Here is a 19,946-nt window from a genome sequence, read left to right on the forward strand (position 1 = left end):
CACAGGAGTCCCGATGACCCCGCCCAGCACGCCGCGGACCGTCCTCGTCACCGGCGCCACCGACGGCCTCGGCCGCGCCCTCGCCCACCGCCTGGCCGGCGAGGGCGACACCGTCCTGCTGCACGGGCGGGACCGGGCCCGGCTCGACCGCACGGCCCGGGAGATCGCCGAGGCCCAGGGCATCGAACGCCCCGTCACCCTGTGTGCGGACCTGGCCGACCTCGCCCAGGTCCGCGCCCTCGCCGCCGAGGTCCGTGCCACCACCGACCGGCTCGACGTGCTGGTCAACAACGCCGGTGTCGGCAGCGGCGAACCCGACGGCCGCACCCGCCGCACCAGCGCCGACGGCCACGAACTGCGCTTCGCCGTCAACCACCTGGCCGGTTTCCTGCTCAGCCTCGAACTGCTGCCACTGCTGCGCGCCTCCGCCCCCGCCCGGATCGTCAACGTCGCCTCGGCCGGGCAGCAGGCCGTCGACTTCGACGACCTCATGCTGGAACGCGGCTACGACGGCACCCGCGCGTACTGCCGCAGCAAGCTCGCCCAGATCGCCTGCGGCTTCGAACTCGCCGCGCGGGTGCCGGCCGCCGAGGTGACCGTCAACAGCCTCCATCCGTCGACGTACATGCCGACCAAGATGGTGCTGCAGGAGATCGGCTACAGCGTCGACAGCCTGGAGGACGGCGTCAGCGCCACCCACCGGCTGGTCACCGACCCGGCCCTCGCGGGCGTCACCGGCCGCTACTACGACCGCACGCGCGAGGCCCGGGCCGACCCCCAGGCCTACGACCTGCGGGCCCGGGCGGAGCTGTGGGACCGCAGCCTGGAGCTCGTCGGCCACGCCGGCATCTGAGAGGTGACATGACCGACCGACCGCCTCCGACCACCTGGGACCCGGCCGCCCCCGGCGTGCTCCGCCTCCCCTCCGGACGCCTCCTGCGCGGCCGGGGCGTCCGCAATCCGCTCCCGCCCGGCCCCTCCCCCGACTTCGGCATCTACCTGCTGGGGCGCGAGCCCGACCCCGTCCCCTGGGAGAGCCGCTGGGTCCGCTGGCCGGACTTCCGGCTGCCCGCCGACCGCGCGGACGCCGCCGACGCCTTCCGTCAGGCCTGGGAACGCTCCACCACCGAACGCGTCGAACTCGCCTGCGCGGGCGGCCGCGGCCGCACCGGCACGGCACTCGCCTGCATCGCGGTCCTGGACGGCGTGCCGCCGGAGCAGGCCGTCGCGTACGTCCGCGAGCACTACAGCCGGCACGCGGTCGAGACGCCCTGGCAGCGGAAGTTCGTCGAGCGGTCGGCTCAGGGGCCGGTCCGGTCCTGCGACCCACCGTCGGATTCCGTGTAGAGGGCCGCGCCCTTCTCCTCCGGCTGCCAGCCGGCGGCGAGACCCGCCCGGATCAGGTCGGCGATCCGGGCCGGCCTGACGGGCTCCAACTGGAGGACCTCGCGGACGCGTTCGGGTGGGGCCGTCAGCAGGATCCCGTAGTGCAGCCACGGGTCGTCGAAGCGGCGCGTGGTGACGAGCGGCCGGTACGGCCCGCCGGGGCGGTCGAGCCAGATGCGGATGTCCACGTGGGCGCCGTCCCGGGGGCGGACCACCCAGCGGTAGTCGCGGTCGTCGACACGGATGCGGCGCGGTGTCCGAGATCTCACCCGGTGACGATACGCCTGCGGCTCAGTGCTCGGCGGGCATCGCACGCTCCCGCCAGGCGCGTTCGAACTGGCGGGTCATGCCCGGGTAGACGATGCAGTGCCGGAACGGCGCGATGAAGCCCATGTACAGGCGACCGAGGCGGCCGTTGCACTTGACCAGGACGGCCATCCGCAGTTCGTGACGGCCGTCGGGGAGGGCGGTCCAGCCGAGGTGCATCAGGCCGTGGACGGTGCGGTTGGCGATCTCACCGAGGTACTCGGTGCCGGTCGCGTACACCGGGGTGAACGGCAGGCCGAGGCCGTCGGCGGGGTGGACGGTGTCGCACAGGTCCTGCGGGAGGCGGTCGCGCAGGGACGGGACGCGGGCGCCGAGGCCGGTGGCGGGGTCGTCCCAGTGGAGGAGGGCGCCGATCTTCCGGCGGATCGCGAACAGGACGCGGGTCGGGACGGACTGCGACGCCGGGTCGGGTGCGGCGCGCAGGGCGGCCAGCATGACCGGGAAGTCGTCGGGCCCGGCGCCCGGGGTGCGGAAGGACCAGACGTCCTCGATTCGGAAGTCCCGGGTGAACTCGTGGATCCGCCAGGGCTGTCGGGTGTGGGCTGAGCGTGGAAGCCGCATGGTGGTCACCCCCTCGTGAACGAGACTAGACCTCCTCACGCGGGCCGTCTCGGAGGGTCCAGGTCCGCCCGGCGGCCCAGTCCTCCAGCGTGCGCCAGTCGACGGTCGGGTGCTCGGCGTGCAGGGCGGCGGTGTCGATGTCGAGGCCGACCTCCTGGAAGTAGCGGAACATGGCGGCGAGATCCGCGGAGTAGGTCTCGACGACGGACAGCGGCACCTCCTCGCAGCGGACCGGGCGACCGCTGGCCGCGGCGATCGCCGCGGCGATCTGCTCGCCGGTGCACCACTGCGAGGCGATGTCGATGCGCCGGCCCGCGTAGGCGTCCGGGTGGGCGAGGACATGGGCGGCGAAGGCGCCGATGGACTCGGCGGCGATCACCGGGATCGGGACGCCGGGCGGCATGGGGAGGTGGAAGACGCCCTCGCGCAGGGATTCGAGGGTCCACTCGTTGGCGTAGTTGTCCAGGAAGGCGGCCGGGCCGATGACGGTCCAGGGCAGGCCGAGACCGGCGAGGTGCCGTTCGATGCGCTGCTTGGAGTCGAAGTGCGGGATGCCGGTGGAGCGGTCGGCGTTGGTGGCGGAGGTGAACACCACGTGCCGTACGCCGGCGGCGGCCGCCGCGTCGAGCAGGGCGCTGCCCTGGCGGACCTCGGTGTCGAGGTCCGTCCCGAACGGGGTGGACATGGCGAACAGCGCGCCGGCGCCGTCGAGGGCGGCCGCGAGCGAGGCCGGGTCGTCGAAGTCGGCGCGCACCGACTCGGCACCGAGCGAGGCGAGTTGGCGGGCGGCCGGGGCGCCCGGGTCCCGGGTGAGGGCGCGGACCGGGCGTCCGGCGCGGAGCAGGGCGCGGGCGGTCGCGCCGCCCTGGGCGCCGGTGGCACCGGTGACGGCGACGGGAAGCTGGGCACGATCAGTCATCTGCGTCATGCAGCAAATAGTGGGAGAGATTTCTGCGTGGAGCAACCTTTTTGTCGAGGCCGGTTACCCTGGCCCCATGACGCCCACCCGCGACGAACTGATGGCCAGGCTGTGGCCGGTCTCGCGCCGGTACCTGGCCTCCTACGTGCTGTTCAACCAGGCCGTCGCCGACCACCTCGGCATGCACCCGACCGACGTCCAGTGCCTCAACCTGCTCACCCTGGAGGACGGCCCCGTCACCACCGGCCGGATCGCCGAGCTGACCGGGCTCACCAGCGGCTCGGCGACCCGGCTGGTCGACCGGCTGGAGAAGGCCGGCCTGGTGACCCGGCAACGGGACGAAGCCGACCGCCGCCGGGTCCTGGTCGCCGTCCTCCCCGAGGCACTGACCCGCTTCGGGGAGGTGTGGCGCAGCCTCGGCAACGACTGGGCGGCCGTCTTCGCCGAGGACAGCGAGGACGAACTCGCCTTCCTGCTACGGCACATGAACCGAACGGTCGAGCTCAGCCACCGACAGATCGCCCGGCTCGCCGACCAGGGCCTCCAGGGCGGGTCCTAGCTAGGTCTTCCGCAGGTCCGGCGCCGGCACCCCGATCAACAGCCGGCGCACCGCGTCCCAGGCCGCCCGCAGCGCGGCCGCGCAGGCCCGGGTGTCGGAGTCGAGCAACCGCAGCCAGGCGCCGCTGTCCTGCGGCAGCACGCTGACCCCGTACAGCAGCCCGCGCTCCGCCAGGGCCTCGTGCAGCACGTCGGCGATCCGGGCCGCCGGCGCGAGCGGGCTGAGCACGTACAGGCTGGACATCACGTCGTGGCCGCCGAGCACGGCCGGGCCGGTCACACCGCCGTCCGAGGGCTCCAGCCGCACCGTGTCGAGGGCCACCAACTCCCCCTCCGGCCGACGGACTTCGAGGTCCGAGGCGAACACCCGGTAGGCGTTGCGCTCGCCCCGGGCGAGGCGGCCGGCCAGGACCGTCTCGCCCGCCAGCACCGTCGCTCCGGGGTCCACGGTGAGCACCGTGCGCTGGTAGAAGCGCGAGTCGACGAAGGGGATCACCGGCTCGGGCAGGTACTCCACGTAGGCGCCGGGCCCGGCCTCCAGGTTGACCAGTTGCGTCGCGTAGTCGTGCTCCATCCGGTAGACCTTGGTGGCCGCCTGGGTGGTCAGGTGGACGGCGGTGTCGGCGCCGCAGCGGATGTCGGTGCGCAGCCGGTCGGCCTGGAGGATGCCGCCGCCGGTGGACATCAGGAGGGTGACGGCGAGGTCGGGGCGGGCCGGGTCGAAGTAGAGCGGGCGCATGATCTGCAGCGGCGACTTCTGGTAGTGGCCGGTGAGTTCGGTGCGCCCGCCGATCCGCTCGAAGGCCAGTTCCAGCAGCCCGACCTTGCCGGGGCGTCCGACCGCGAGGGTGTCGGGCGTCCCGGCGTACCGGCGGACCTGCTGCGGGACGCGGGCCGGCTCGTAGTGCCGGGGGTCGAGCCGGGGCGGGGCGGCCTCCGGCGCGGCCGTCACGCCGGGACCTTCCGGAAGGTCTCCAGGAAGGTGGCGATGTCCTCCAGTCCCTCCCCCGTCAGGCAGTTGGTGAGCACCACCGGCCGGCCCTCGCGCACCCGCCGGGCGTCGGACTCCATGATGCCGAGGTCGGCCCGGACGTACTGGGCGATGTCGATCTTGTTGATCACCAGCAGCTCCGACTCGGTGATGCCCGGGCCGCGCTTGCGGGGCATCTTCTCGCCCTCGGCGGTGTCGAGGACGAACAGGAAGAGGTCGACCAGCACCGGGCTGAAGGTCAGGGTGAGGTTGTCGCCGCCGGACTCGAACAGCAGGGTGTCGACATCCGGGAAGCGCTCCAGCATCTCGGCCCCGGCGGCGAGGTTCATCGTCGGGTCGTCCCGTACGGCGGTGTGCGGGCAGGCGCCGGTCTCCACCCCGACCACCCGCTCGGGGTCGAGCACCCCGGCGAGCGTGCGGCGGACGTGCTGGGCGTCCTCCTGGGTGTAGATGTCGTTGGTGATGACCGCCGGGCGGTGGCCGCGCGCGATCAGCACCGGCACCAGCGCCTCGATCAGCGCCGTCTTGCCCGAGCCGACCGGTCCGCCGATGCCCACCCGGAGCACGTTGTCGGTCATGCGATTCCCTTCGATCGTAGGTGTGTTCAGCTCGCGAACAGCCGGGCCTCGGCCCGCTCGTGCCGCCCGGACATCGCGTCCGCGATCGGTACGCAGCCCCCGAGGTCGGCCGAATCCCGTACCAGTGCGGCCGCCACCACCTCCCGGATGACCGGGGCGGCGGCCCGCAGCACCACCTGCGCCCTGCGGTGGTCGGTCAGCCGCAGTCGCAGCGCGGCGCCGACGAAGCTGGTGCAGAAAGCGAACAGGTCGCCGGCGACGGCCTGTTCGACCGGCACGGCGGCCGAGGCGTACGCGACCCCGGCGGCCACCGCCTGGCAGCCGGGGGCGCGCTTGTCGGCGACCAGTTCCGCGTACCGCTCCAGCGGCTCGCCGCCCACCGACTCCCGGGCGATGTCCAGGAGTTGGCGGCCGGTCCGGGTGGCGGCGAGCCTCAGCTCGCGGTTGAGCTTGGTGGCGTGCAGCCGCTGGTCGATCTCGACCAGCGACTCCCAGTCGCTCTCCGACGCGGCCCGGTGGGCCAGCGCCAGCGCCGTCGCGTCGGACGGTCCGACGCTGTGCCGCAGCAGGTCGGCGAGCAGCTCGGGCACGGTGTCGGGAGTGACGGCCTTCGCCTGGGCGTAGCCCTCCAGGCCGTGCGAGAGGGTGTAGAAGCCGCTGGGGAAGGCGGAGTCGGTGAGCTGGAGGCTGACCAGCAGGGCGTCCAGCCCGTCTCCCGTGGGGCTGCTCACGTGAGGTAGAACAGGTGGTTGAGCGGCAGTTCGCGGGCCGGCTCGATGGTGGCGGGCTCGCCGTCCAGGGTGACCTTGTACGTCTCCGGGTCGACCGCGATCTTCGGCAGGGCGTCGTTGCGCAGCATGTGCTGCTTGCCTACCGAGCGGCAGTGCCGAACCGGCAGCACTCGGCTGTCCAGGCCCAGTTGGGCGGGAACGCCGAGGTCGACGGCGGCCTGGGACATGAAGCTGATCCGGGTGGCCTGCTTGGCCCGTCCGAGCGCGCCGTACATCGGGCGGTAGTAGACCGGCTGCGGGGTGGGCAGCGAGGCGTTCGGGTCTCCCATCAGCGCCCAGTTGATGATGCCGCCCTTGATGACCATCTTGGGCTTGGCGCCGAAGGAGTTGATCGGCCAGAGCACGATGTCGGCCAGCTTGCCGGGCTCCAGCGAGCCGATGTGATCGGCGGTGCCGGAGGCGATCGCCGGGTTGATGGTGAGCTTGGCGAGGTAGCGCAGCACCCGGAAGTTGTCGTTGCGCTCGCTGTCGCCGGCCAGCTTGCCGCGCTGCTCCTTGCAGTGGTGGGCGGTCTGGAAGGCGCGGGTGAAGGACTCCCCGATCCGGCCCATGGCCTGGGAATCGGAGGAGAAGATCGAGATGACGCCCTCGTCGTGCAGCACGGTCTCGGCGGCGATGGTCTCGGCGCGCACCCGGGAGTCGGCGAAGGAGACGTCCTCGGGGATGTCGTGGCTGAGGTGGTGGCAGACCATCACCATGTCCAGCAGCTCGTCCACCGAGTTGACGGTGTAGGGCAGGGTCGGGTTGGTGGAGGACGGCAGCACGTTGGGCTCGCCGGCGATCCGCATGATGTCGGGGGCGTGGCCGCCGCCCGCGCCCTCGGTGTGAAAGGTGTGGATGGTGCGGCCGTCGATGGCGGACAGGGTGTCCTCGAAGTAGCCGGACTCGTTGAGGGTGTCGGTGTGGATGGCCACCTGCACGTCGTACTCGTCGGCGACGCTCAGCGCGCTGTCGATCGCGGCCGGGGTGCTGCCCCAGTCCTCGTGCACCTTGAGGCCGCACACGCCCGCCTCGACCTGCTCGCGCAGCGCGCCCGGCAGCGAGCCGTTGCCCTTGCCGAGCAGGCCGACGTTCACCGGGAGGTCCTCGACCGCCTGGTACATCCGGCCGATGTTCCAGGGCCCGGGCGTGCAGGTGGTGCCGTTGGTGCCGTCGGACGGGCCGGTGCCGCCGCCGATCAGGGTGGTGATGCCGTTGCTCAGCGCCTCCTGCGCCTGCTGCGGGGCGATGAAGTGGATGTGGGTGTCGATGCCGCCGGCGGTGGCGATCAGGTGCTCGCCGGAGATCACCTCGGTGCCGGGGCCGATCACCAGCCTGGGGTGCACCCCGCTCTGGGTGTGCGGGTTGCCGGCCTTGCCGACGGCGGTGATGAAGCCGTCCTTGACGCCGATGTCGCCCTTGACGACACCGAGCACCGGGTCCAGCACGACGACGTTGGTGATGACCAGGTCGAGCGCCCCCTGCACGGAGGTGGCGGCCGGGTCCTGGGCCATGCCGTCGCGGATGCCCTTGCCACCGCCGTAGACGGCCTCGTCGCCGTAGTGGCCCTGGTTGAAGTCCTGCTCGACCTCGACCACCAGGTTGGTGTCGGCGAGGTGGAAGCGGTCACCGACGGTGGGGCCGAAGAGGTCGGTGTACTGCTTGCGGGACAGGATGGCCATCAGCGGTCGCCTTCGTTCCGGAAGCCCGCGAAGGGCTCGTCGTCCTTGTGGTCGAGGTTGGTGCCCTTGAAGCCGCGGGCGATCGCCCGGTCGATGGCGCGGGCGCGGGTGTCGCGCGCGGTGACGCCGCCGTCCACGAGGTTGCTGAAGCCCACCAGGCGGCGGTGGCCGCCGAACTCGGCGAGCGTGACGTCCTTGGTGTCGCCGGGCTCGAAGCGGACCGCGGTGCCGGCCGGGATGTCGAGGTGCTTGCCGAAGGCGGCGTTGCGGTCGAAGTCGAGGGCGCGGTTGGCCTCGAAGAAGTGGTAGTGGGAGCCGACCTGGATCGCCCGGTCGCCCGTGTTGCTGACCGTGATCGTGGCCTTGGCTCGGCCGGCGTTGATCTCCACCGGGTCGTCGCCGTACAGGTATGCGGCGCCACCAGACATGGTCGGGCTTCCTCTCTGCCGGTTCAGTGGGGGGCGTGTGCGGGGGTGCTTGAGGGGGTGGGGGTGTGAAGGTGACTGCTGCTGTGGTGATGGCCGTCGTGGTGGCCGTGGCCGTGGCCGTGGCGGCCGTGGTGGTCCTCGCCCGGGCCGTGGCTGTGGGCGTAGCCGTGACCGTGCTCGGCGTCGAGGCCGGCCAGGATGCCGTCCTCGCCATGGCCGAGCAGGTGCAGCGCCGCCGCCGTGCGGGCCGCGACCACGCCGGTGATCGCGGACGGCCGCAGCAGCGGGCCGCCGTCCCGAAGGCCGCCGTCCCGAAGGCCCAGGTCCCGAAGGCCTTCCGGCAGCGCCGGACCGAAGGAGGCCGGGACGGCCGTGATCCGGTCCGCGCCGAGCAGGCGGCAGCGTTCGACGCCCTCGGCCGGGCCGGGGTCGCCGCCCGCGAAGGCCACCTCGACCAGGCGGTGCCGCCCGTGCTGGCGGACCAGGCGGGCGATCCGGAACAGTTCGGCGTCCTCGAACGGGCCGGCCGCCGGGGCGGTGACGAGGATGGCCTCGCCGCTGTCGGCCGGGGCCGTGGTGGCGGAGGTCGGGGTGGCGGAGGTCGGGGTGGCGAAGGTCGGGGTGGCGGAGGTCGTGGCGACCGAGGTCCCGGAGGCGGAGCCCGCGGCGGCGCGCAGCCAGCCGATCAGGTGCTCGGCCGCGCCGAAGGGCGCGGTGAGCGCCAGCCGTCCGCGGCCCTCACCGGCGGCGAGCCAGTGCAGGGCGCGGGCGGTGTCGGCGACCAGTTTCGGGTCCCGTCCGAGGGTCATCGGTACGACGCAGACCGGCGCGTCCTCCCACCCCGCCAGGGCCGAGCGGACGGCTTCGGCGAGCGGCCGCCCGGCGGGTGCCGCGGCGTGGACGAGCGGGCCGTGCCCGGCGGGCGCGCCGTGGAGCGGGGTGACCAGGCCCGCCAGGTCGCGGCCGCCGTCGCTCTCGTGCCCGCCGGCCAGGACGACCACCGCAGGCTGAGGTGCGGTCACCGCTCAGGCACCCACCGGGTCGTGGCAGGAGACCAGCTTGGTGCCGTCCAGGAACGCGGCCTCGACCTGGAGCAGCGGCAGCATCTCGCGCACGCCGGGCATGACGTCCGCGTTGCTGACGACCTGCTTGCCGATCTCCATGCACTCGGCGACGGTGCGGCCGTCCCGGGCGCCCTCCATGATGGCCTCGCTGATCAGCGCGCAGGCCTCGCTGTAGTTGAGCTTGACGCCGCGGTCGCGGCGTTTGCGGGCCAGATCGGCCACGACGTAGATGTAGAGCTTGTCCATCTCACGCGGGGAGAGATTCACGGGAACCACTCCTCCTTTCCGAGAAACCGACGTCATGCAAGTCCGACGAAATGAAAGGCAGTTGGGCGGCGCAATACCGGGTTCGAGTGCCTGCGGATCAGACCCGGCGCAGCCGGGGAATCGCCGGTACCGCGGCCAGGAACAGCATGGTGGTCAGGACGAACGGCCACGTGAAGGCGTGGCCGCCGAACGGCTCGGTGATCGCGCCGAGTGCCGGGGTCAGCACGGTCGCGGCGGCCGCACCGAGCACGGCGTAGGCCGCGCTCCAGCGGTCAGGGACGACGAACACCCCGCACAGCGCCAGCGCCACCAGCACGCCGCTGTAGCCGAGCAGCCCCTGCCCGACGGACTCGCCCGGCGCACCGAGCGCCCAGGCGGTGAGCAGTCCGGTGGCACTGCCGACACAGGCCATCAGCCCGGCGAGCCGGCCGGCCGCGAACAGTCCGGCCAGGAACAGCAGGCCGACGTACCACTGGGGCATGAAGAAGATCTGGCCGATGTTCGCGAAGAACCCGCGCCAGAGCTGTTCCCAGCTCAGCCCGGCCTCCCCGGCGGCCGGTAAGGGCAGCTCGGCCGGACCGGGGCCCCCGTGCCACAGCCGACGGAAACGGGGTGTGGCCGCCGTGACGGCCGTCGCGACCAGGCAGAACGGCGCCGTCAGCGCGGGCAGACCCCGCCCCTCCAGCAGCGCCCCGAACCCCGCGGTCACCACCACGGCGACGGCGGCGCCGAGCACCGCGACCACGACCGTGGCGGGGTGGCCCGGGCCGAGGAACACCGCGCACCCGAGCGCCACCAGGCACCCGTTGTACCCGGTCAGCCCGGCCTCGACGGTGTCCCGTCGCAGCCCGAGACCGTACGCGACGACCGTGGAGACGGCGCTGCCGAGCAGGCCGTAGAGGCCGTACTGCCAGCCGGCGGCGAACAGTGCGGCGACGAAGAAGAGCCCGCACACGGCGGACGGCATGAAATCGACCTGGGCGACACCGCGCAGGACTTCGACGGCTAACTCGACGGATATCGGACGAGCGGCTGCGGAAGCCCCTTCCGGGGTCCCTTCCCCACCCATTTGTTGACCCATACGGCCCATACGGCGCACCAATTCCCCGGTACGGCCGAGGGGGCTCGGGAGATTGCTCGGGAGCCCGTTCGGCGATTCGTGGGGAACCGTACTCCTGCGGATTCGCGAGCGGGATGGGCACATGGCGTTACGTCAAATCGACCGAGGGTGACCACAGGGCCCCTGATCTGCAACATTCTGTTGAAACTTCGGTGTGGCGAAGTGGTTGAAGAGGGCAATTCTTTGCGAAGTTTTACTCACTGCGGACAATCACTGGAATGCGACCGCGCCAAGCAATCCACGACAAAATCCTGCCATCCCGGCAATACGGACACATGAAGCTGCGGGAATGCTGTGAGGATGCTGTGAGTCACGGGGTCCACGTGGCGGAAATGTGATCACTTCGGGTGCGGTCGCACCCGAATATGCGGCGGGGGCCTCCGCGCGGGCGGTCAGGCCGCTTCCGGGCCTGCGTGGGGTGTTGGTCCGGCCTGGCCCCCGGGGGTTCTCCGTCCGAGGTGCCCGAGCAGGAAGCGTTCCGCGGCGGCCGACTCGAACTCGGGCACCCCCAGGTGGCCCCCGGGATTGGCGTGCAGCGTCTTCTCCCGCGAACCCAGCGCGCCGTACAGCGCCAGCGCCGCCTCCCGCGGCTGGAGCTCGTCGTCCCACTGCAGGACGAACTGCACCGGTACGGCCACCCGCCCGGCCGGCTCCATCAGCGAGGTGTGGCCCGCCAGCCCGAACACGGCGGCGCCGATGCGGGGTTCGGCCGCCGCGAGCGGGACGCCGATCACCGTACCGAGCGACAACCCCCAGTACCCGACCGGCCCGAGGCCCCCGCCCGTCCCGTCCGGGCCCTCCAGTGCGTCCAGCACCGCCCGCCACTCGGGCACGGCCCGCTCCGCGAGCGCCGCCGTGTACCGCGCCACCCACGCGCTGATCGGCCGCCCGGCCGCCAGCAACTCCCCGATCTCGGTGACGAACCGCTCGTCCTGCGCGGTGCGCTCCCGCTCTCCGTGCCCGGGCGCGTCGAGCGCCACCGCCGCCCACCCGTACCGTGCCACGCACCGTCGGGCACGGTCCCGCGGCCCCAGCCTGTGCTGACCGCCACCGTGCCCCAGCAGCACCAACGGCCTTCCGCCGGGTGCCGATCCGGCCGGGTGCCAGAGCGCGCCGGGCACGCCGTCATGGACGAAGAGGCGTTCCGTGACGCCGTCCGCGCTGGTCTCCGAAGTGAAGTGCACCCACCCATCATGGCTCCCGACACACGTTCGAGTCCGGCCTTTTCCCGGCCTGGCCGATCCCCGCACGGCCTCCCGGGCCCTGCCCGGGCCCCGCATGGACTCCTCCTGGGCTCCACCTGGGCTCCATCTGGGCTCCACCGGCGGCGAACTCCCCGATGAGCGGCCGGACTTCGGCGGGCTGCTCTCCTCTGCGAGGCGCCCGGCAGCGGCCACTACGGCCGTCGTCGGCTCGCGCACCCCGACGGCGCGAAGCCCCGCGCCGGGAGGTCGGGCAGGGCGACTTGCCGGTGCTCAGACCCGCGGCGACGGCGCCCGCAGGAAGTCCATGAGGAGTGCGGTGACTTCGGCGGGGCGTTCCAGGCTGGGGAGATGGCCGGCCCAGGGGAGTTCGAGGTGGCGGGCGTTGGGGAGGACGGTGGGGAGTTCGGCGGCGATGTGGCGGAAGTCCGGGAGGTCGTGGGCGCCGGCGATCGCGAGGGTGGGGGCGGTGATTCGGGTGAGGTCGACCTCCTCCTTCCCGGGGCCGCCCGTGGCCTCCAGCTGTACGTCGAAGTTGTGGCGCTGCATCCGCCGGACGAACTCGCGGGTCTCTTCGTCGGCCTCCGAACCCAGCCAGGTACGGACGTTGAGTTCGACGGCGGCCTCGATGTCACCCGCCTCCAGCAGTTCGTCCTCCTGGGCGCCGAAGGCGAGCACGGCCTCCGAGGGTTCGTGGCCCGGTCGGCCGGCGCCGAGCAGGGCGAGTGCGGTGACCGCGTGGGGTCGCAGGGCGGCTGCGGTGAGGGCGATCCGGCCGCCGTACGAGGCGCCGATCACGGCGGTCGTCTCGATGCCCAGGTGGTCGAGGAGAGCGAGCACGTCGGCCGCGGCGCCGTAGGGCCCGTCGGGGAGCGGGGTGTCGCCGAAGCCGCGGAAGTCGCAGCGGACGACGCGGTGGCCGGCGTCGAGGAGTGCCTGCCACTGCGGGTCCCACATCCGCCGGTCGCACACCGAGGAGTGCAGCAGGAGAACAGCCGGTCCGGTACCTGCGTCGTCATGAGAGAGGATCATTCGGCGGATGGTAGCCAGCGGGGCCGGTCGGGCGCGAGGCGGTTCCGGCGGAATCCGATGGCGTGGCCGACGGCGGCGTGCCGAGAATGCCCGGATGCGCGAACTTGAGCTGTCCGACGGAGTGATCACGCTGTCCCCGCTGCGCCCGGAGGACGCGGCGGCCCATCTGGCCGGGGAGGACGAGGCGTTGGCGCGGTGGCTGGGTGGCGGTCCCAGCACTCCGGAGGGCGTCGCGGCGTACTTCCGGCACTGTCGCGAGGAGTGGGAGACGGCCGGTGCGCTGCGCGCGTTCGGGATCAGGGCGGACCAAGGGAACGAGGAGGACGACGCGGACGGCGGGGTCGGAGGCGGTGGGAACGGCGTACTGGCGGGGACGGTCGACCTCCGCTTCGAGCACAGCGACCTCGCCCCCGGCCAGGTGAACGTCGCCTACGGCCTCTACCCGTCCTGGCGTGGCCGGGGACTGGCCACCCGGGCCGTCCTGCTGGCCTCCGGCTACGCGGCGCGGGCCGGTGCCCGGGAGGCGGTGATCCGGGTGGAACCGGAGAACGCCGCGTCGGCAGCGGTGGCCCGTCGGGCGGGGTTCCGGCCTGCCGGGCGGGTGCGGGACGGGCACGGGACGCTGCACGACTGCTACCTCCGCGGTCTGGACCTCTGAAACCGGAAGCGGACCGGAAGCAGGCGGGGAACAGTCGGGGGACAGGGTGGAGTAAGCGCTTCCGGTACCTCCCGGGCTCTGGGTGGGTGAGGAGGTGCTCATGGGAGAAGCGAAGAGCGCTCGGGACGAAGGGTTCCAGTCGTTCATCGTCGCCGCCTGGCCCCGGCTGGTGCGGACGGCGTTCCTGCTGGCCGGGGAGCAGTACGCGGCCGAGGACCTGGTGCAGTCGGCCGCGGAGAAGGCGTGCGCGGCCTGGTCGAAGGTGCGCCGGGCGGACGATCCGTACGCCTACGTGCGGCGGATCCTGGTGAACCAGCACGCCCGCCGCTGGCGCCGTAGGCCGCCGGAGCTGCTGGTGGACGCGGTGCCGGACGCGGCGGGATCGGAGGACGGCTTCGCCCGCTCGGATCAGCGCGGGGCGCTGCTGGCCGCGCTCGCCACCCTGCCGCCGCGCCAGCGGGAGGCGGTGGTGCTGCGGTACTGGGAGGACCTGAGCGACAGCCAGACGGCGACGGCGATGGGCTGTTCGGTGGGCGCGGTGCGCAGCCACGCGGCGAAGGGCATCGGGCGGTTGCGGCAGGTGTCCGCGCTGGTGGAGCTGAAGGACAGGACCGAGATCGGAGGGGCGGTATGAGCACGAACGCGGACGAGGGCGCCGACCTGTGGGTCGGGCTGGGCCTGGCCGAGGCGGCATCGACGGCGAGGGTCGGCCCGGCGCCGGTGGCGGAGATCCTGGCGGGCGGGCGGCGGATCCGGCGCCGCCGTCGAACGGTGGTCGGCGCGCTGGCGCTGGCCTCGGCGGTGGTGCTGGCGGGCGGGGCGGTCACCGAGCTGCGGCCGGGGCCGGTCGCCTCCCACCCGCTGGTCCCGGCCGGCGCCGGTCACGGCTCCGGCACCGGCGGCCCGCCGACGACCGCAGCGAACCAGGCGACCCCGGCGACCCCGGCGACCCCGGCGACGACGGCCGCCGCTCCGCCCGTACGGGATCCGTTCACCCCGGTGCGGGCAGTGGTCGGTGAGGGCACCACGCCCGACGGCAAGCAGTGGAAGCTGTGGCGGGCGGTGTGGCCGACGGCCCCGAGGGAGCGGGCGTACGAGCAGGCGCTGGCGCTGTGGCAGGAGCGCAGCCCGTACGACTCGGCGGTCGACAAGCCGACGAAGGAGTTCGTCGACCAGTACTACGATCCCAACGCCGACGTCACCAACACCTACTTCACGGTGGACGGGGTCCGCCTGAGCCACGACGCCACGGGCACCAGCCCGGCGCCGGGCAAGCTGGACCCCCGCGCGGGCACGTACATCGCCGGCGGCCTGCTGGGCGCCCGGGGAAAGGGCGACACGGTGGCCCCGGATGAGATCGTCGGGCTGACCCTGGGCCCCGACATCGCCCGGGTGAAGGTGACGTGGACGGACGGCACGGTCACCGAGCCGCCGCTGGTCACGGTGGGCGACTCGCCGATGCGCGCGGCCGTGGTCGCCCGGCCGGCGGGCAAGACGGCCAGGCTCTGGGAGTACTTCGACAGGGACGGCCGTACGGTCCCCGACTCCGGGGAGCAGTTCCTGACCCGCTGACTTCACCTGCCGGTGCTCCGGTGGAGGGATGACGGGTCAGAGGACGCGGGCGCCGTGGGCGGTCCGGCCGAGGGCACCGCCGTGCGCCGTTCGCCTTCGGCCCGGCCCGGCTGACCCGCCTCGCCCTGCGTGCACGCGGCGGGGCCGGAGGAGTGGGAAGTCGGTAGCGCCGACCTCTTACTCCCACCGCTCCGCACCCGCGGTCCACGGCCCTCACTTCCCTCTGCGCCGGGCGCGGCGGGCGCGCGCGTCAGCCCAGCAGCAGCTTCGCCGCCAGCTCGGCGCCGTCGGTGCGGATCTCGCCCGCGACGGCCGCCGCACGCGCGGCGACGTCCGGCGCCAGGGCCCGCCCGAGGGCCGTGGTCAGCGACTCGACCGTCGGGACGGCCCCCTCGTGGGCGGCTCCGATGCCCAACTCGGCGACGCGCTCGACCCAGTACGGCTGGTCCACCATCTGCGGCACCACGACCTGCGGGGTGCCGGCCACCGCGGCCGCGGTGGTGGTGCCCGCGCCACCGTGGTGGACGACGGCGGCGACCCGCGGGAACAGTGCCTGCTGGTTGACCTCGCCGACGGCGAAGCAGTCGTCCGTGGCGTCGGCCGGAGCCAACTCCGCCCAGCCCCGCGCGAGCACGACGCGTCGTCCGTGCGCCCGGGCCGCCTCGACGACAACGCGGGCGGCGTCGGGGGCGCCGTGCAGGGGCATGCTGCCGAAGCCCACGTAGACCGGGGGCTCGCCCGCTTCCAGGAACGCCGACAGCTCGGCGGGCAGCGGCCTGCCGTCCGCCAGCAGCCAGGCACCGGTCTGCACGACCTCGCGGTCCGCGGACTGCGGCCAGGGGTCGAGCACCTGGTCGGTGGCCAGCCAGGGGCGGTCGGTGAGGACGTGGTCGCGCACATTGTCCACGGCCGGCAGTCCGACCGACGCCCGATGGGCGTTGGCCTGCTCCCCGAACAGCGCGTTCATGGTCCGGACGTTGTCCTCCCACAGCTCCCGGTTGCCGGTCAGTCCGGGCCGGTACGGCTGGTTCGGGTACTCGAACGGCCGGTGGTGCGGGGAGGGCAGCACGGTCGGCTGGAGGGCGACGTACGCGAAGCGGGCGCCCACCACCTCGGCCGCCGCCTGGGCACCGGCCACGGCCGGGAACAGGCCGGTGGCCACCACCGCGCCGCCCGGTTCGGCGGCCGAGGCGACCGCCTCGTGGAACCTCGCGACCAGCGCGGCCACCCGTCGGGGAAAGTCCCCCGGCGCCGGCGGCTTCCCCCCGACCAGCGCCCGCACCGAGTCCCCGACCGGCACCATCTCGACGCCGGCGGCGGCCAGCCGCTGCGCGAACTCCTCGTCCGGCGGAGCGCACACCCGCACCCGCGCGCCGAGCTCCCGCAGCTTCACCGCGAGACCCGCCAGCGGCTGGACGTCGCCGCGCGACCCGTACGTGGACAGCACCACTCGCATGTCGTCATTCCTCCCGTTCCACCCAAGGCCCGCCCTGGAGTTGACGATTGTGCGGGCGAACCGGGGCCTTGCGGCAAGGGCCCCCTTGCGCTACACGTTGAGACCGGCGGGAAGAGCATGTCGCCATCCGCTCGCCATCGCCTTTCATCCGACTCGGCCATCCGCTCGTCATCCGCGGAGTCCGGCCATCACCTCTCCGACCAGGACTCGCGCCCGGTCCACCGTCGCGGCCAGCGCCTCTGGCGACTCCCCTGTCGCGCCCAGCAGTTGACCCACTCGGGACTCGAAGTCCGCCGGTGCTCCCGGCAGTCGGGCCGCAACCGCCAGCGCACCCTTCTCGTTGAGGCACCAGCGCCGGTCCCGCGCGTACAGCGCCTGCACCAGCACGCCCACCGCCCGGGAGAGGCAGAGCGCGACGTACAGGATGTCGCCCCGGGCCGCGCCCTTCGCCGCGCCGCCGACCAGGAACTCCGCCTCCCACACCGCACCCGTCAGGGCCTCGCGCAGCGGCTCGGGGTACCGGGCGGTCTGCGCCTGAAGGGCCGCCAACTCGCCTGTCGGATCAGCCAGTACGCGACCGAGCGCGACCTCGCCGGGGTAGCAGGGCGACCAGAAGCCCAGCGGGTGCCCGGCCTGCACCCCGACCTCGTACCGGCCGGCCCGGCAGTCCGCCCACACCCGCTCGACCCGGTCGAGGTCCCGCAGGATCCAGTCCACGGCGACCCCGTCGACGCGCAGCCACGCCCCGCCGTTCACCCACGGGCCCCAGCCGCCCGGACCGGCCACCTCCACGCCCGGCCCGGCCAGCGCCCGCAGCGCGGCGAGGTCCGGCTCACCGCGGTAGTAGAGGCCGAGGTCCCAGTCGGACTCCGGCCGGTGCTCCCCGCGCGCCCGGCTTCCGCCGAGCATCACGCCCACCACGCCCGGCACGTCCGCGAGTCGGGCCGCCATGGTCTCGATGTGTTCGTCGATCGCCTGCATGACGGGAAGTCTGGCGCCCGGGCGGGCGCCGGGCCAGTGGATTCGGGCTCCACGGCGGGTCGGAGCGGTCGGCCGCACGAAGTCCGGCACCCGTTCCCTGCTGCCGCGATGCCATAACCTCTGGTCCGTGGCCAGGACATGGGCGGATTCGTGGGAAGCGGAATGGGCGGGCGAGGGGTGCGCCAAGTGCGCGCAGGGTCGCCCGGACGAGGACGAGTGGGGCGTCCGCTGGTACGCCGATTCGTTCGCCGACGCCTACCTGCTGAAGCGGCCGGCGAGCCCGGGGTACAGCGTGGTGGTGTTCCGGGGTCGGCACGTGCCCGATCCCGCACTGTTCACCGACGCGGAGGTCACGGGCTACTGGTCCGCGGTTCGGACTGTCGGCGCTGCGATTCATCGCGTCTACGCGCCCGCGCAGATCAACTACCAGTGCATGAACAACTCCGTGGCCCACGTGCACACCCACGTCCTGCCGCGCTACCTGGACGACTCGGGACCGCGCACCATGCTCCCGGACCAGGCGTTCACCGGCGCCCGCCCGCTCTCCCCGGCCGAACTGCTGGCGCAGCTGGCCCGCCTGAAAGCAGCACTGCGGTAGCATCCCGCGAGCACGCCGCCGACGAGCCGCCGCCGCTCGGTCAGGAACGGGGCAAAGGTTCCCTGCTCCGGCACCAGCTCCTCGTGGAACGCCTGACACCATGAACTCGACATGACCTCGACAGAGACCGAAGTCGCTGGCCAACTGACCGGACGTGCGCCAAGATCACCTCATCGTTGTGGGAGGCGATCTTGGCAATGGCTGGGCAGTTGGATCTGGCTCTGTTCCGTGATGACGAAGGCAACAGTGTTCGCATCACGGTACTCGGCCCTCTGCAAGGAGTGTCCGGAGGACTCCACGCGGAGATCGTCGTCGACACGCCGTTCGTGACCGGACGCGTGAAGCTCTCGTTGTGGCGGTCACGGCTGACTTCGTGGAGCGAGGCCCTGGATCGCCTTGAGGCCGGCGAGGACATCGCCTGGTTGCAAGCCCAGCGCGGTGCGTCCGTCCTCATCCAGCTCGACGGCGAGCGTGGCTGCCCCGAGGTGGTGGTTGAGGACGATCTCTTTTCGATGGTGACCGTGCGAGTGCCGATCGACCTGCCGCCCGACTGGATCGCGACCCATCGGCACCTGCTCAGCGCCGTACTCGCCGCTTGGGGTGACCACCTGTCCCAGGACTGAACAGAGCTTCCGCCGGCAAACGGGGGAGCGTCCGAGGCCGAGGAGCGCCTCGTGGGTGTCGTCGCTGCGGTTGCCGCCGGTTTGCGCGACGGCGGGCGGGAGCCCGGTCGCGTCGGCGATCAGGTGATGCTTGCTGCCGGTCCTGCCCCGGCCGACAGGTGCCCGGTGGTTCGTCAATCCCTCGGTCACCCAAAAAAGTTCGAACCCGGCACCGCCTCCTCGCCCCCTGCTGCTCCCCCGGTCAGCCGGGATGCCAGTTCCTCCGCCAGCCGCGCGACCCGTCCGCGGCGGCGGCGGGCGAGGGCCAGCCCGAGGTGGCGGCGAGGGCTGGGTTCGGCCAGTGGGAGGGCGACCAGTTCGGGGTGCCTGGCCAGGCCGATCTCCGGGATCAGCGCGATGCCGATCCCGGCGCGGACCAGGGACTGGGCGAACTCGTAGTCCGTCGCCGTGCACGAGATCCGCAGCTCGACGCCGGCCAGGTCGGCGTAGCGGGCGAGCTGGCCGGCGGACTTGCGGCAGCCCAGGATCCAGCGCTGGTCGGCGAGTTCGGCCAGATGCGGTGCCTCGGAGTGGGCCCGGTGGCGGGCGGCGGCGGGGTGGTGGCGCGGCAGCACGACGCGCAGTGGATCCTCGCCGAGGTGGGTCCAGTCCAGTCCGGAGCGGTCACCGGGCCGGGCGGGCGGCGGGCCTTCGAGGTGGTAGGCGAGGGCGAGGTCGGCGCGTCCCTCGCGGACGGCGGGCAGGCTGTCCTCCGGTTCCGCCTCCAGGATGGTCAGTTCCACCTCCGGGTGGTCGGCGGCGAAGCCGGCGAGCGCTGCCGGCAGCAGTCGTCGTCCGCCACTGGCGAAGGTGGCGACGGTCAGGGCGGTCCGCTCGGCGGTGAGCCGGGCGATGCGCTGCTGGGTGTCGGTGAGTTCGGCGGCGATGGCGTCGGCGGCCTCGACCAGCAGTCGGCCCGCGTCGGTGAGCGTGACGCCGCGGGTGGAGCGCTCCACCACGGGCGCGCCGAGGCCGCGTTCGAGTGCGGCAACCTGCTGGGAGACGGCCGAGGGGGTGCAGTGCAGCGCCAGGGCCGCCTGGTTGAAGCTGCCGCGGCGGGAGACTTCCCGTAGTACCGCCAGTCGCTGGACGTCGATCAACAGTTCTCCTAATGATGGGCCCTCGACCTCGACA

At 73.0% G+C, this 19,946-nt stretch carries 24 protein-coding genes; 8 read left to right on the forward strand and 16 right to left on the reverse strand.

Annotated elements, in window-relative coordinates; all coding sequences use genetic code 11:
• Positions 1–13 precede the first annotated feature (13 nt).
• Positions 14–853 (forward strand): SDR family NAD(P)-dependent oxidoreductase, encoded by an 840-nt coding sequence (locus ACIRVF_RS09090; RefSeq protein ID WP_402815622.1) that lies wholly within the window; start codon positions 14–16, stop codon positions 851–853.
• Positions 854–861: 8 nt separating this feature from the next.
• The gene (locus tag ACIRVF_RS09095; RefSeq protein WP_402815623.1) at positions 862–1,347 is read left to right on the forward strand and encodes a protein phosphatase; all 486 of its coding nucleotides are present in this window, start codon (positions 862–864) and stop codon (positions 1,345–1,347) included.
• Here ACIRVF_RS09095 and ACIRVF_RS09100 read toward each other — a convergent pair.
• Genes ACIRVF_RS09100 through ACIRVF_RS09110 form a run of 3 tightly spaced genes read right to left on the reverse strand, consistent with a single transcriptional unit; the run spans position 1,302 to position 3,202 of the window.
• On the reverse strand, positions 1,302–1,655 hold the full coding sequence (locus tag ACIRVF_RS09100) for a hypothetical protein (protein WP_402815624.1): 354 nt from the start codon (positions 1,653–1,655) through the stop codon (positions 1,302–1,304). The genes ACIRVF_RS09095 and ACIRVF_RS09100 overlap by 46 nt on opposite strands.
• A 22-nt stretch (positions 1,656–1,677) precedes the next feature.
• Entirely contained in the window at positions 1,678–2,274 is a 597-nt protein-coding gene (locus ACIRVF_RS09105; RefSeq protein ID WP_402815625.1) for a DUF2867 domain-containing protein, read from the reverse strand.
• A gap of 25 nt (positions 2,275–2,299) precedes the next feature.
• Positions 2,300–3,202, reverse strand: a complete 903-nt coding sequence (locus ACIRVF_RS09110) for an NmrA/HSCARG family protein (RefSeq protein ID WP_402815626.1) — start codon at positions 3,200–3,202, stop codon at positions 2,300–2,302.
• A gap of 67 nt (positions 3,203–3,269) precedes the next feature.
• Here ACIRVF_RS09110 and ACIRVF_RS09115 point away from each other — a divergent pair, with 67 nt between their 5' ends.
• Positions 3,270–3,752 carry a MarR family winged helix-turn-helix transcriptional regulator gene (locus ACIRVF_RS09115; RefSeq protein ID WP_402815627.1) on the forward strand — a complete coding sequence of 161 codons (483 nt, stop codon included), beginning with the start codon at positions 3,270–3,272 and terminating at the stop codon, positions 3,750–3,752.
• Here the strand turns inward: ACIRVF_RS09115 and ACIRVF_RS09120 are convergent, their stop codons facing one another.
• From ACIRVF_RS09120 to ACIRVF_RS09165, 10 genes are all read right to left on the reverse strand, one after another.
• A complete protein-coding gene (locus tag ACIRVF_RS09120; protein ID WP_402815628.1) occupies positions 3,753–4,703 on the reverse strand; it encodes an urease accessory protein UreD in 951 nt (316 codons plus the stop codon).
• Positions 4,700–5,320, reverse strand: a complete 621-nt coding sequence (gene ureG / locus ACIRVF_RS09125; RefSeq protein WP_402815629.1) for an urease accessory protein UreG — start codon at positions 5,318–5,320, stop codon at positions 4,700–4,702. The genes ACIRVF_RS09120 and ureG overlap by 4 nt, the downstream gene beginning before the upstream one ends.
• A 26-nt stretch (positions 5,321–5,346) precedes the next feature.
• Positions 5,347–6,051: an urease accessory protein UreF gene (locus tag ACIRVF_RS09130; protein ID WP_402815630.1), complete on the reverse strand. Its 705-nt coding sequence runs from the start codon at positions 6,049–6,051 to the stop codon at positions 5,347–5,349.
• On the reverse strand, positions 6,048–7,772 hold the full coding sequence (gene ureC / locus ACIRVF_RS09135) for an urease subunit alpha (protein WP_402815631.1): 1,725 nt from the start codon (positions 7,770–7,772) through the stop codon (positions 6,048–6,050). Before ureC ends, ACIRVF_RS09130 begins: the two co-directional genes overlap by 4 nt.
• Positions 7,772–8,200, reverse strand: coding sequence for an urease subunit beta (locus tag ACIRVF_RS09140; RefSeq protein WP_402815632.1), 429 nt, complete (start codon positions 8,198–8,200; stop codon positions 7,772–7,774). The genes ureC and ACIRVF_RS09140 overlap by 1 nt, the downstream gene beginning before the upstream one ends.
• A 23-nt stretch (positions 8,201–8,223) precedes the next feature.
• The gene (locus ACIRVF_RS09145) at positions 8,224–9,222 is read right to left on the reverse strand and encodes a cobalamin biosynthesis protein CbiX (protein ID WP_402815633.1); all 999 of its coding nucleotides are present in this window, start codon (positions 9,220–9,222) and stop codon (positions 8,224–8,226) included.
• A gap of 3 nt (positions 9,223–9,225) precedes the next feature.
• A complete protein-coding gene (locus ACIRVF_RS09150) occupies positions 9,226–9,531 on the reverse strand; it encodes an urease subunit gamma (protein WP_033349169.1) in 306 nt (101 codons plus the stop codon).
• Positions 9,532–9,628: 97 nt separating this feature from the next.
• Positions 9,629–10,621, reverse strand: a complete 993-nt coding sequence (locus ACIRVF_RS09155; RefSeq protein WP_402815634.1) for an urea transporter — start codon at positions 10,619–10,621, stop codon at positions 9,629–9,631.
• Positions 10,622–11,043: 422 nt separating this feature from the next.
• On the reverse strand, positions 11,044–11,835 hold the full coding sequence (locus tag ACIRVF_RS09160) for an alpha/beta hydrolase (protein WP_402815635.1): 792 nt from the start codon (positions 11,833–11,835) through the stop codon (positions 11,044–11,046).
• Between the two features lie 291 nt (positions 11,836–12,126).
• On the reverse strand, positions 12,127–12,885 hold the full coding sequence (locus ACIRVF_RS09165) for an alpha/beta fold hydrolase (protein ID WP_402815636.1): 759 nt from the start codon (positions 12,883–12,885) through the stop codon (positions 12,127–12,129).
• Positions 12,886–12,979: 94 nt separating this feature from the next.
• On the opposite strand from ACIRVF_RS09165, the gene ACIRVF_RS09170 reads away from it, so the two are divergent.
• The 3 genes from ACIRVF_RS09170 to ACIRVF_RS09180 all read left to right on the forward strand — a co-directional run bounded on the left by ACIRVF_RS09170 (position 12,980) and on the right by ACIRVF_RS09180 (position 15,115).
• Positions 12,980–13,543, forward strand: coding sequence for a GNAT family N-acetyltransferase (locus ACIRVF_RS09170; protein ID WP_402815637.1), 564 nt, complete (start codon positions 12,980–12,982; stop codon positions 13,541–13,543).
• A gap of 100 nt (positions 13,544–13,643) precedes the next feature.
• Positions 13,644–14,177, forward strand: coding sequence for a SigE family RNA polymerase sigma factor (locus ACIRVF_RS09175; protein ID WP_402815638.1), 534 nt, complete (start codon positions 13,644–13,646; stop codon positions 14,175–14,177).
• Positions 14,174–15,115, forward strand: coding sequence for a hypothetical protein (locus ACIRVF_RS09180; RefSeq protein WP_402815639.1), 942 nt, complete (start codon positions 14,174–14,176; stop codon positions 15,113–15,115). The genes ACIRVF_RS09175 and ACIRVF_RS09180 overlap by 4 nt, the downstream gene beginning before the upstream one ends.
• A gap of 250 nt (positions 15,116–15,365) precedes the next feature.
• Here the strand turns inward: ACIRVF_RS09180 and ACIRVF_RS09185 are convergent, their stop codons facing one another.
• Positions 15,366–16,571: a glycosyltransferase gene (locus tag ACIRVF_RS09185; protein ID WP_402815640.1), complete on the reverse strand. Its 1,206-nt coding sequence runs from the start codon at positions 16,569–16,571 to the stop codon at positions 15,366–15,368.
• Between the two features lie 168 nt (positions 16,572–16,739).
• On the reverse strand, positions 16,740–17,552 hold the full coding sequence (locus tag ACIRVF_RS09190; protein WP_402815641.1) for a nucleotidyltransferase domain-containing protein: 813 nt from the start codon (positions 17,550–17,552) through the stop codon (positions 16,740–16,742).
• A gap of 127 nt (positions 17,553–17,679) precedes the next feature.
• Here ACIRVF_RS09190 and ACIRVF_RS09195 point away from each other — a divergent pair, with 127 nt between their 5' ends.
• Positions 17,680–18,150: an HIT family protein gene (locus ACIRVF_RS09195; protein ID WP_402815642.1), complete on the forward strand. Its 471-nt coding sequence runs from the start codon at positions 17,680–17,682 to the stop codon at positions 18,148–18,150.
• A 197-nt stretch (positions 18,151–18,347) separates the two neighbouring features.
• Positions 18,348–18,773, forward strand: coding sequence for a DUF5959 family protein (locus ACIRVF_RS09200; protein ID WP_402815643.1), 426 nt, complete (start codon positions 18,348–18,350; stop codon positions 18,771–18,773).
• 185 nt (positions 18,774–18,958) lie between these two features.
• Here the strand turns inward: ACIRVF_RS09200 and ACIRVF_RS09205 are convergent, their stop codons facing one another.
• Positions 18,959–19,912, reverse strand: coding sequence for a LysR family transcriptional regulator (locus ACIRVF_RS09205; RefSeq protein ID WP_402815644.1), 954 nt, complete (start codon positions 19,910–19,912; stop codon positions 18,959–18,961).
• Positions 19,913–19,946 lie beyond the last annotated feature (34 nt).

Origin of the sequence: Kitasatospora sp. NPDC101157 (assembly GCF_044768255.1) — a bacterium.
Taxonomy (GTDB): domain Bacteria; phylum Actinomycetota; class Actinomycetes; order Streptomycetales; family Streptomycetaceae; genus Kitasatospora.

Excerpts from the sequence above, each read along its gene's own strand:
- ACIRVF_RS09115 (WP_402815627.1), top strand. The coding sequence starts at position 3,270 with ATGACGCCCACCCGCGACGAACTGATGGCCAGGCTGTGGCCGGTCTCG.
- ACIRVF_RS09185 (WP_402815640.1), bottom strand. The coding sequence starts at position 16,571 with ATGCGAGTGGTGCTGTCCACGTACGGGTCGCGCGGCGACGTCCAGCCG.
- ACIRVF_RS09190 (WP_402815641.1), bottom strand. The coding sequence starts at position 17,552 with ATGCAGGCGATCGACGAACACATCGAGACCATGGCGGCCCGACTCGCG.
- ACIRVF_RS09155 (WP_402815634.1), bottom strand. The coding sequence starts at position 10,621 with ATGGGCCGTATGGGTCAACAAATGGGTGGGGAAGGGACCCCGGAAGGG.
- ACIRVF_RS09090 (WP_402815622.1), top strand. The coding sequence starts at position 14 with ATGACCCCGCCCAGCACGCCGCGGACCGTCCTCGTCACCGGCGCCACC.
- ACIRVF_RS09140 (WP_402815632.1), bottom strand. The coding sequence starts at position 8,200 with ATGTCTGGTGGCGCCGCATACCTGTACGGCGACGACCCGGTGGAGATC.
- ureC (WP_402815631.1), bottom strand. The coding sequence starts at position 7,772 with ATGGCCATCCTGTCCCGCAAGCAGTACACCGACCTCTTCGGCCCCACC.
- ACIRVF_RS09200 (WP_402815643.1), top strand. The coding sequence starts at position 18,348 with ATGGCTGGGCAGTTGGATCTGGCTCTGTTCCGTGATGACGAAGGCAAC.
- ACIRVF_RS09105 (WP_402815625.1), bottom strand. The coding sequence starts at position 2,274 with ATGCGGCTTCCACGCTCAGCCCACACCCGACAGCCCTGGCGGATCCAC.
- ACIRVF_RS09095 (WP_402815623.1), top strand. The coding sequence starts at position 862 with ATGACCGACCGACCGCCTCCGACCACCTGGGACCCGGCCGCCCCCGGC.
- ACIRVF_RS09170 (WP_402815637.1), top strand. The coding sequence starts at position 12,980 with ATGCGCGAACTTGAGCTGTCCGACGGAGTGATCACGCTGTCCCCGCTG.
- ACIRVF_RS09110 (WP_402815626.1), bottom strand. The coding sequence starts at position 3,202 with ATGACGCAGATGACTGATCGTGCCCAGCTTCCCGTCGCCGTCACCGGT.
- ureG (WP_402815629.1), bottom strand. The coding sequence starts at position 5,320 with ATGACCGACAACGTGCTCCGGGTGGGCATCGGCGGACCGGTCGGCTCG.
- ACIRVF_RS09180 (WP_402815639.1), top strand. The coding sequence starts at position 14,174 with ATGAGCACGAACGCGGACGAGGGCGCCGACCTGTGGGTCGGGCTGGGC.
- ACIRVF_RS09175 (WP_402815638.1), top strand. The coding sequence starts at position 13,644 with ATGGGAGAAGCGAAGAGCGCTCGGGACGAAGGGTTCCAGTCGTTCATC.
- ACIRVF_RS09165 (WP_402815636.1), bottom strand. The coding sequence starts at position 12,885 with ATGATCCTCTCTCATGACGACGCAGGTACCGGACCGGCTGTTCTCCTG.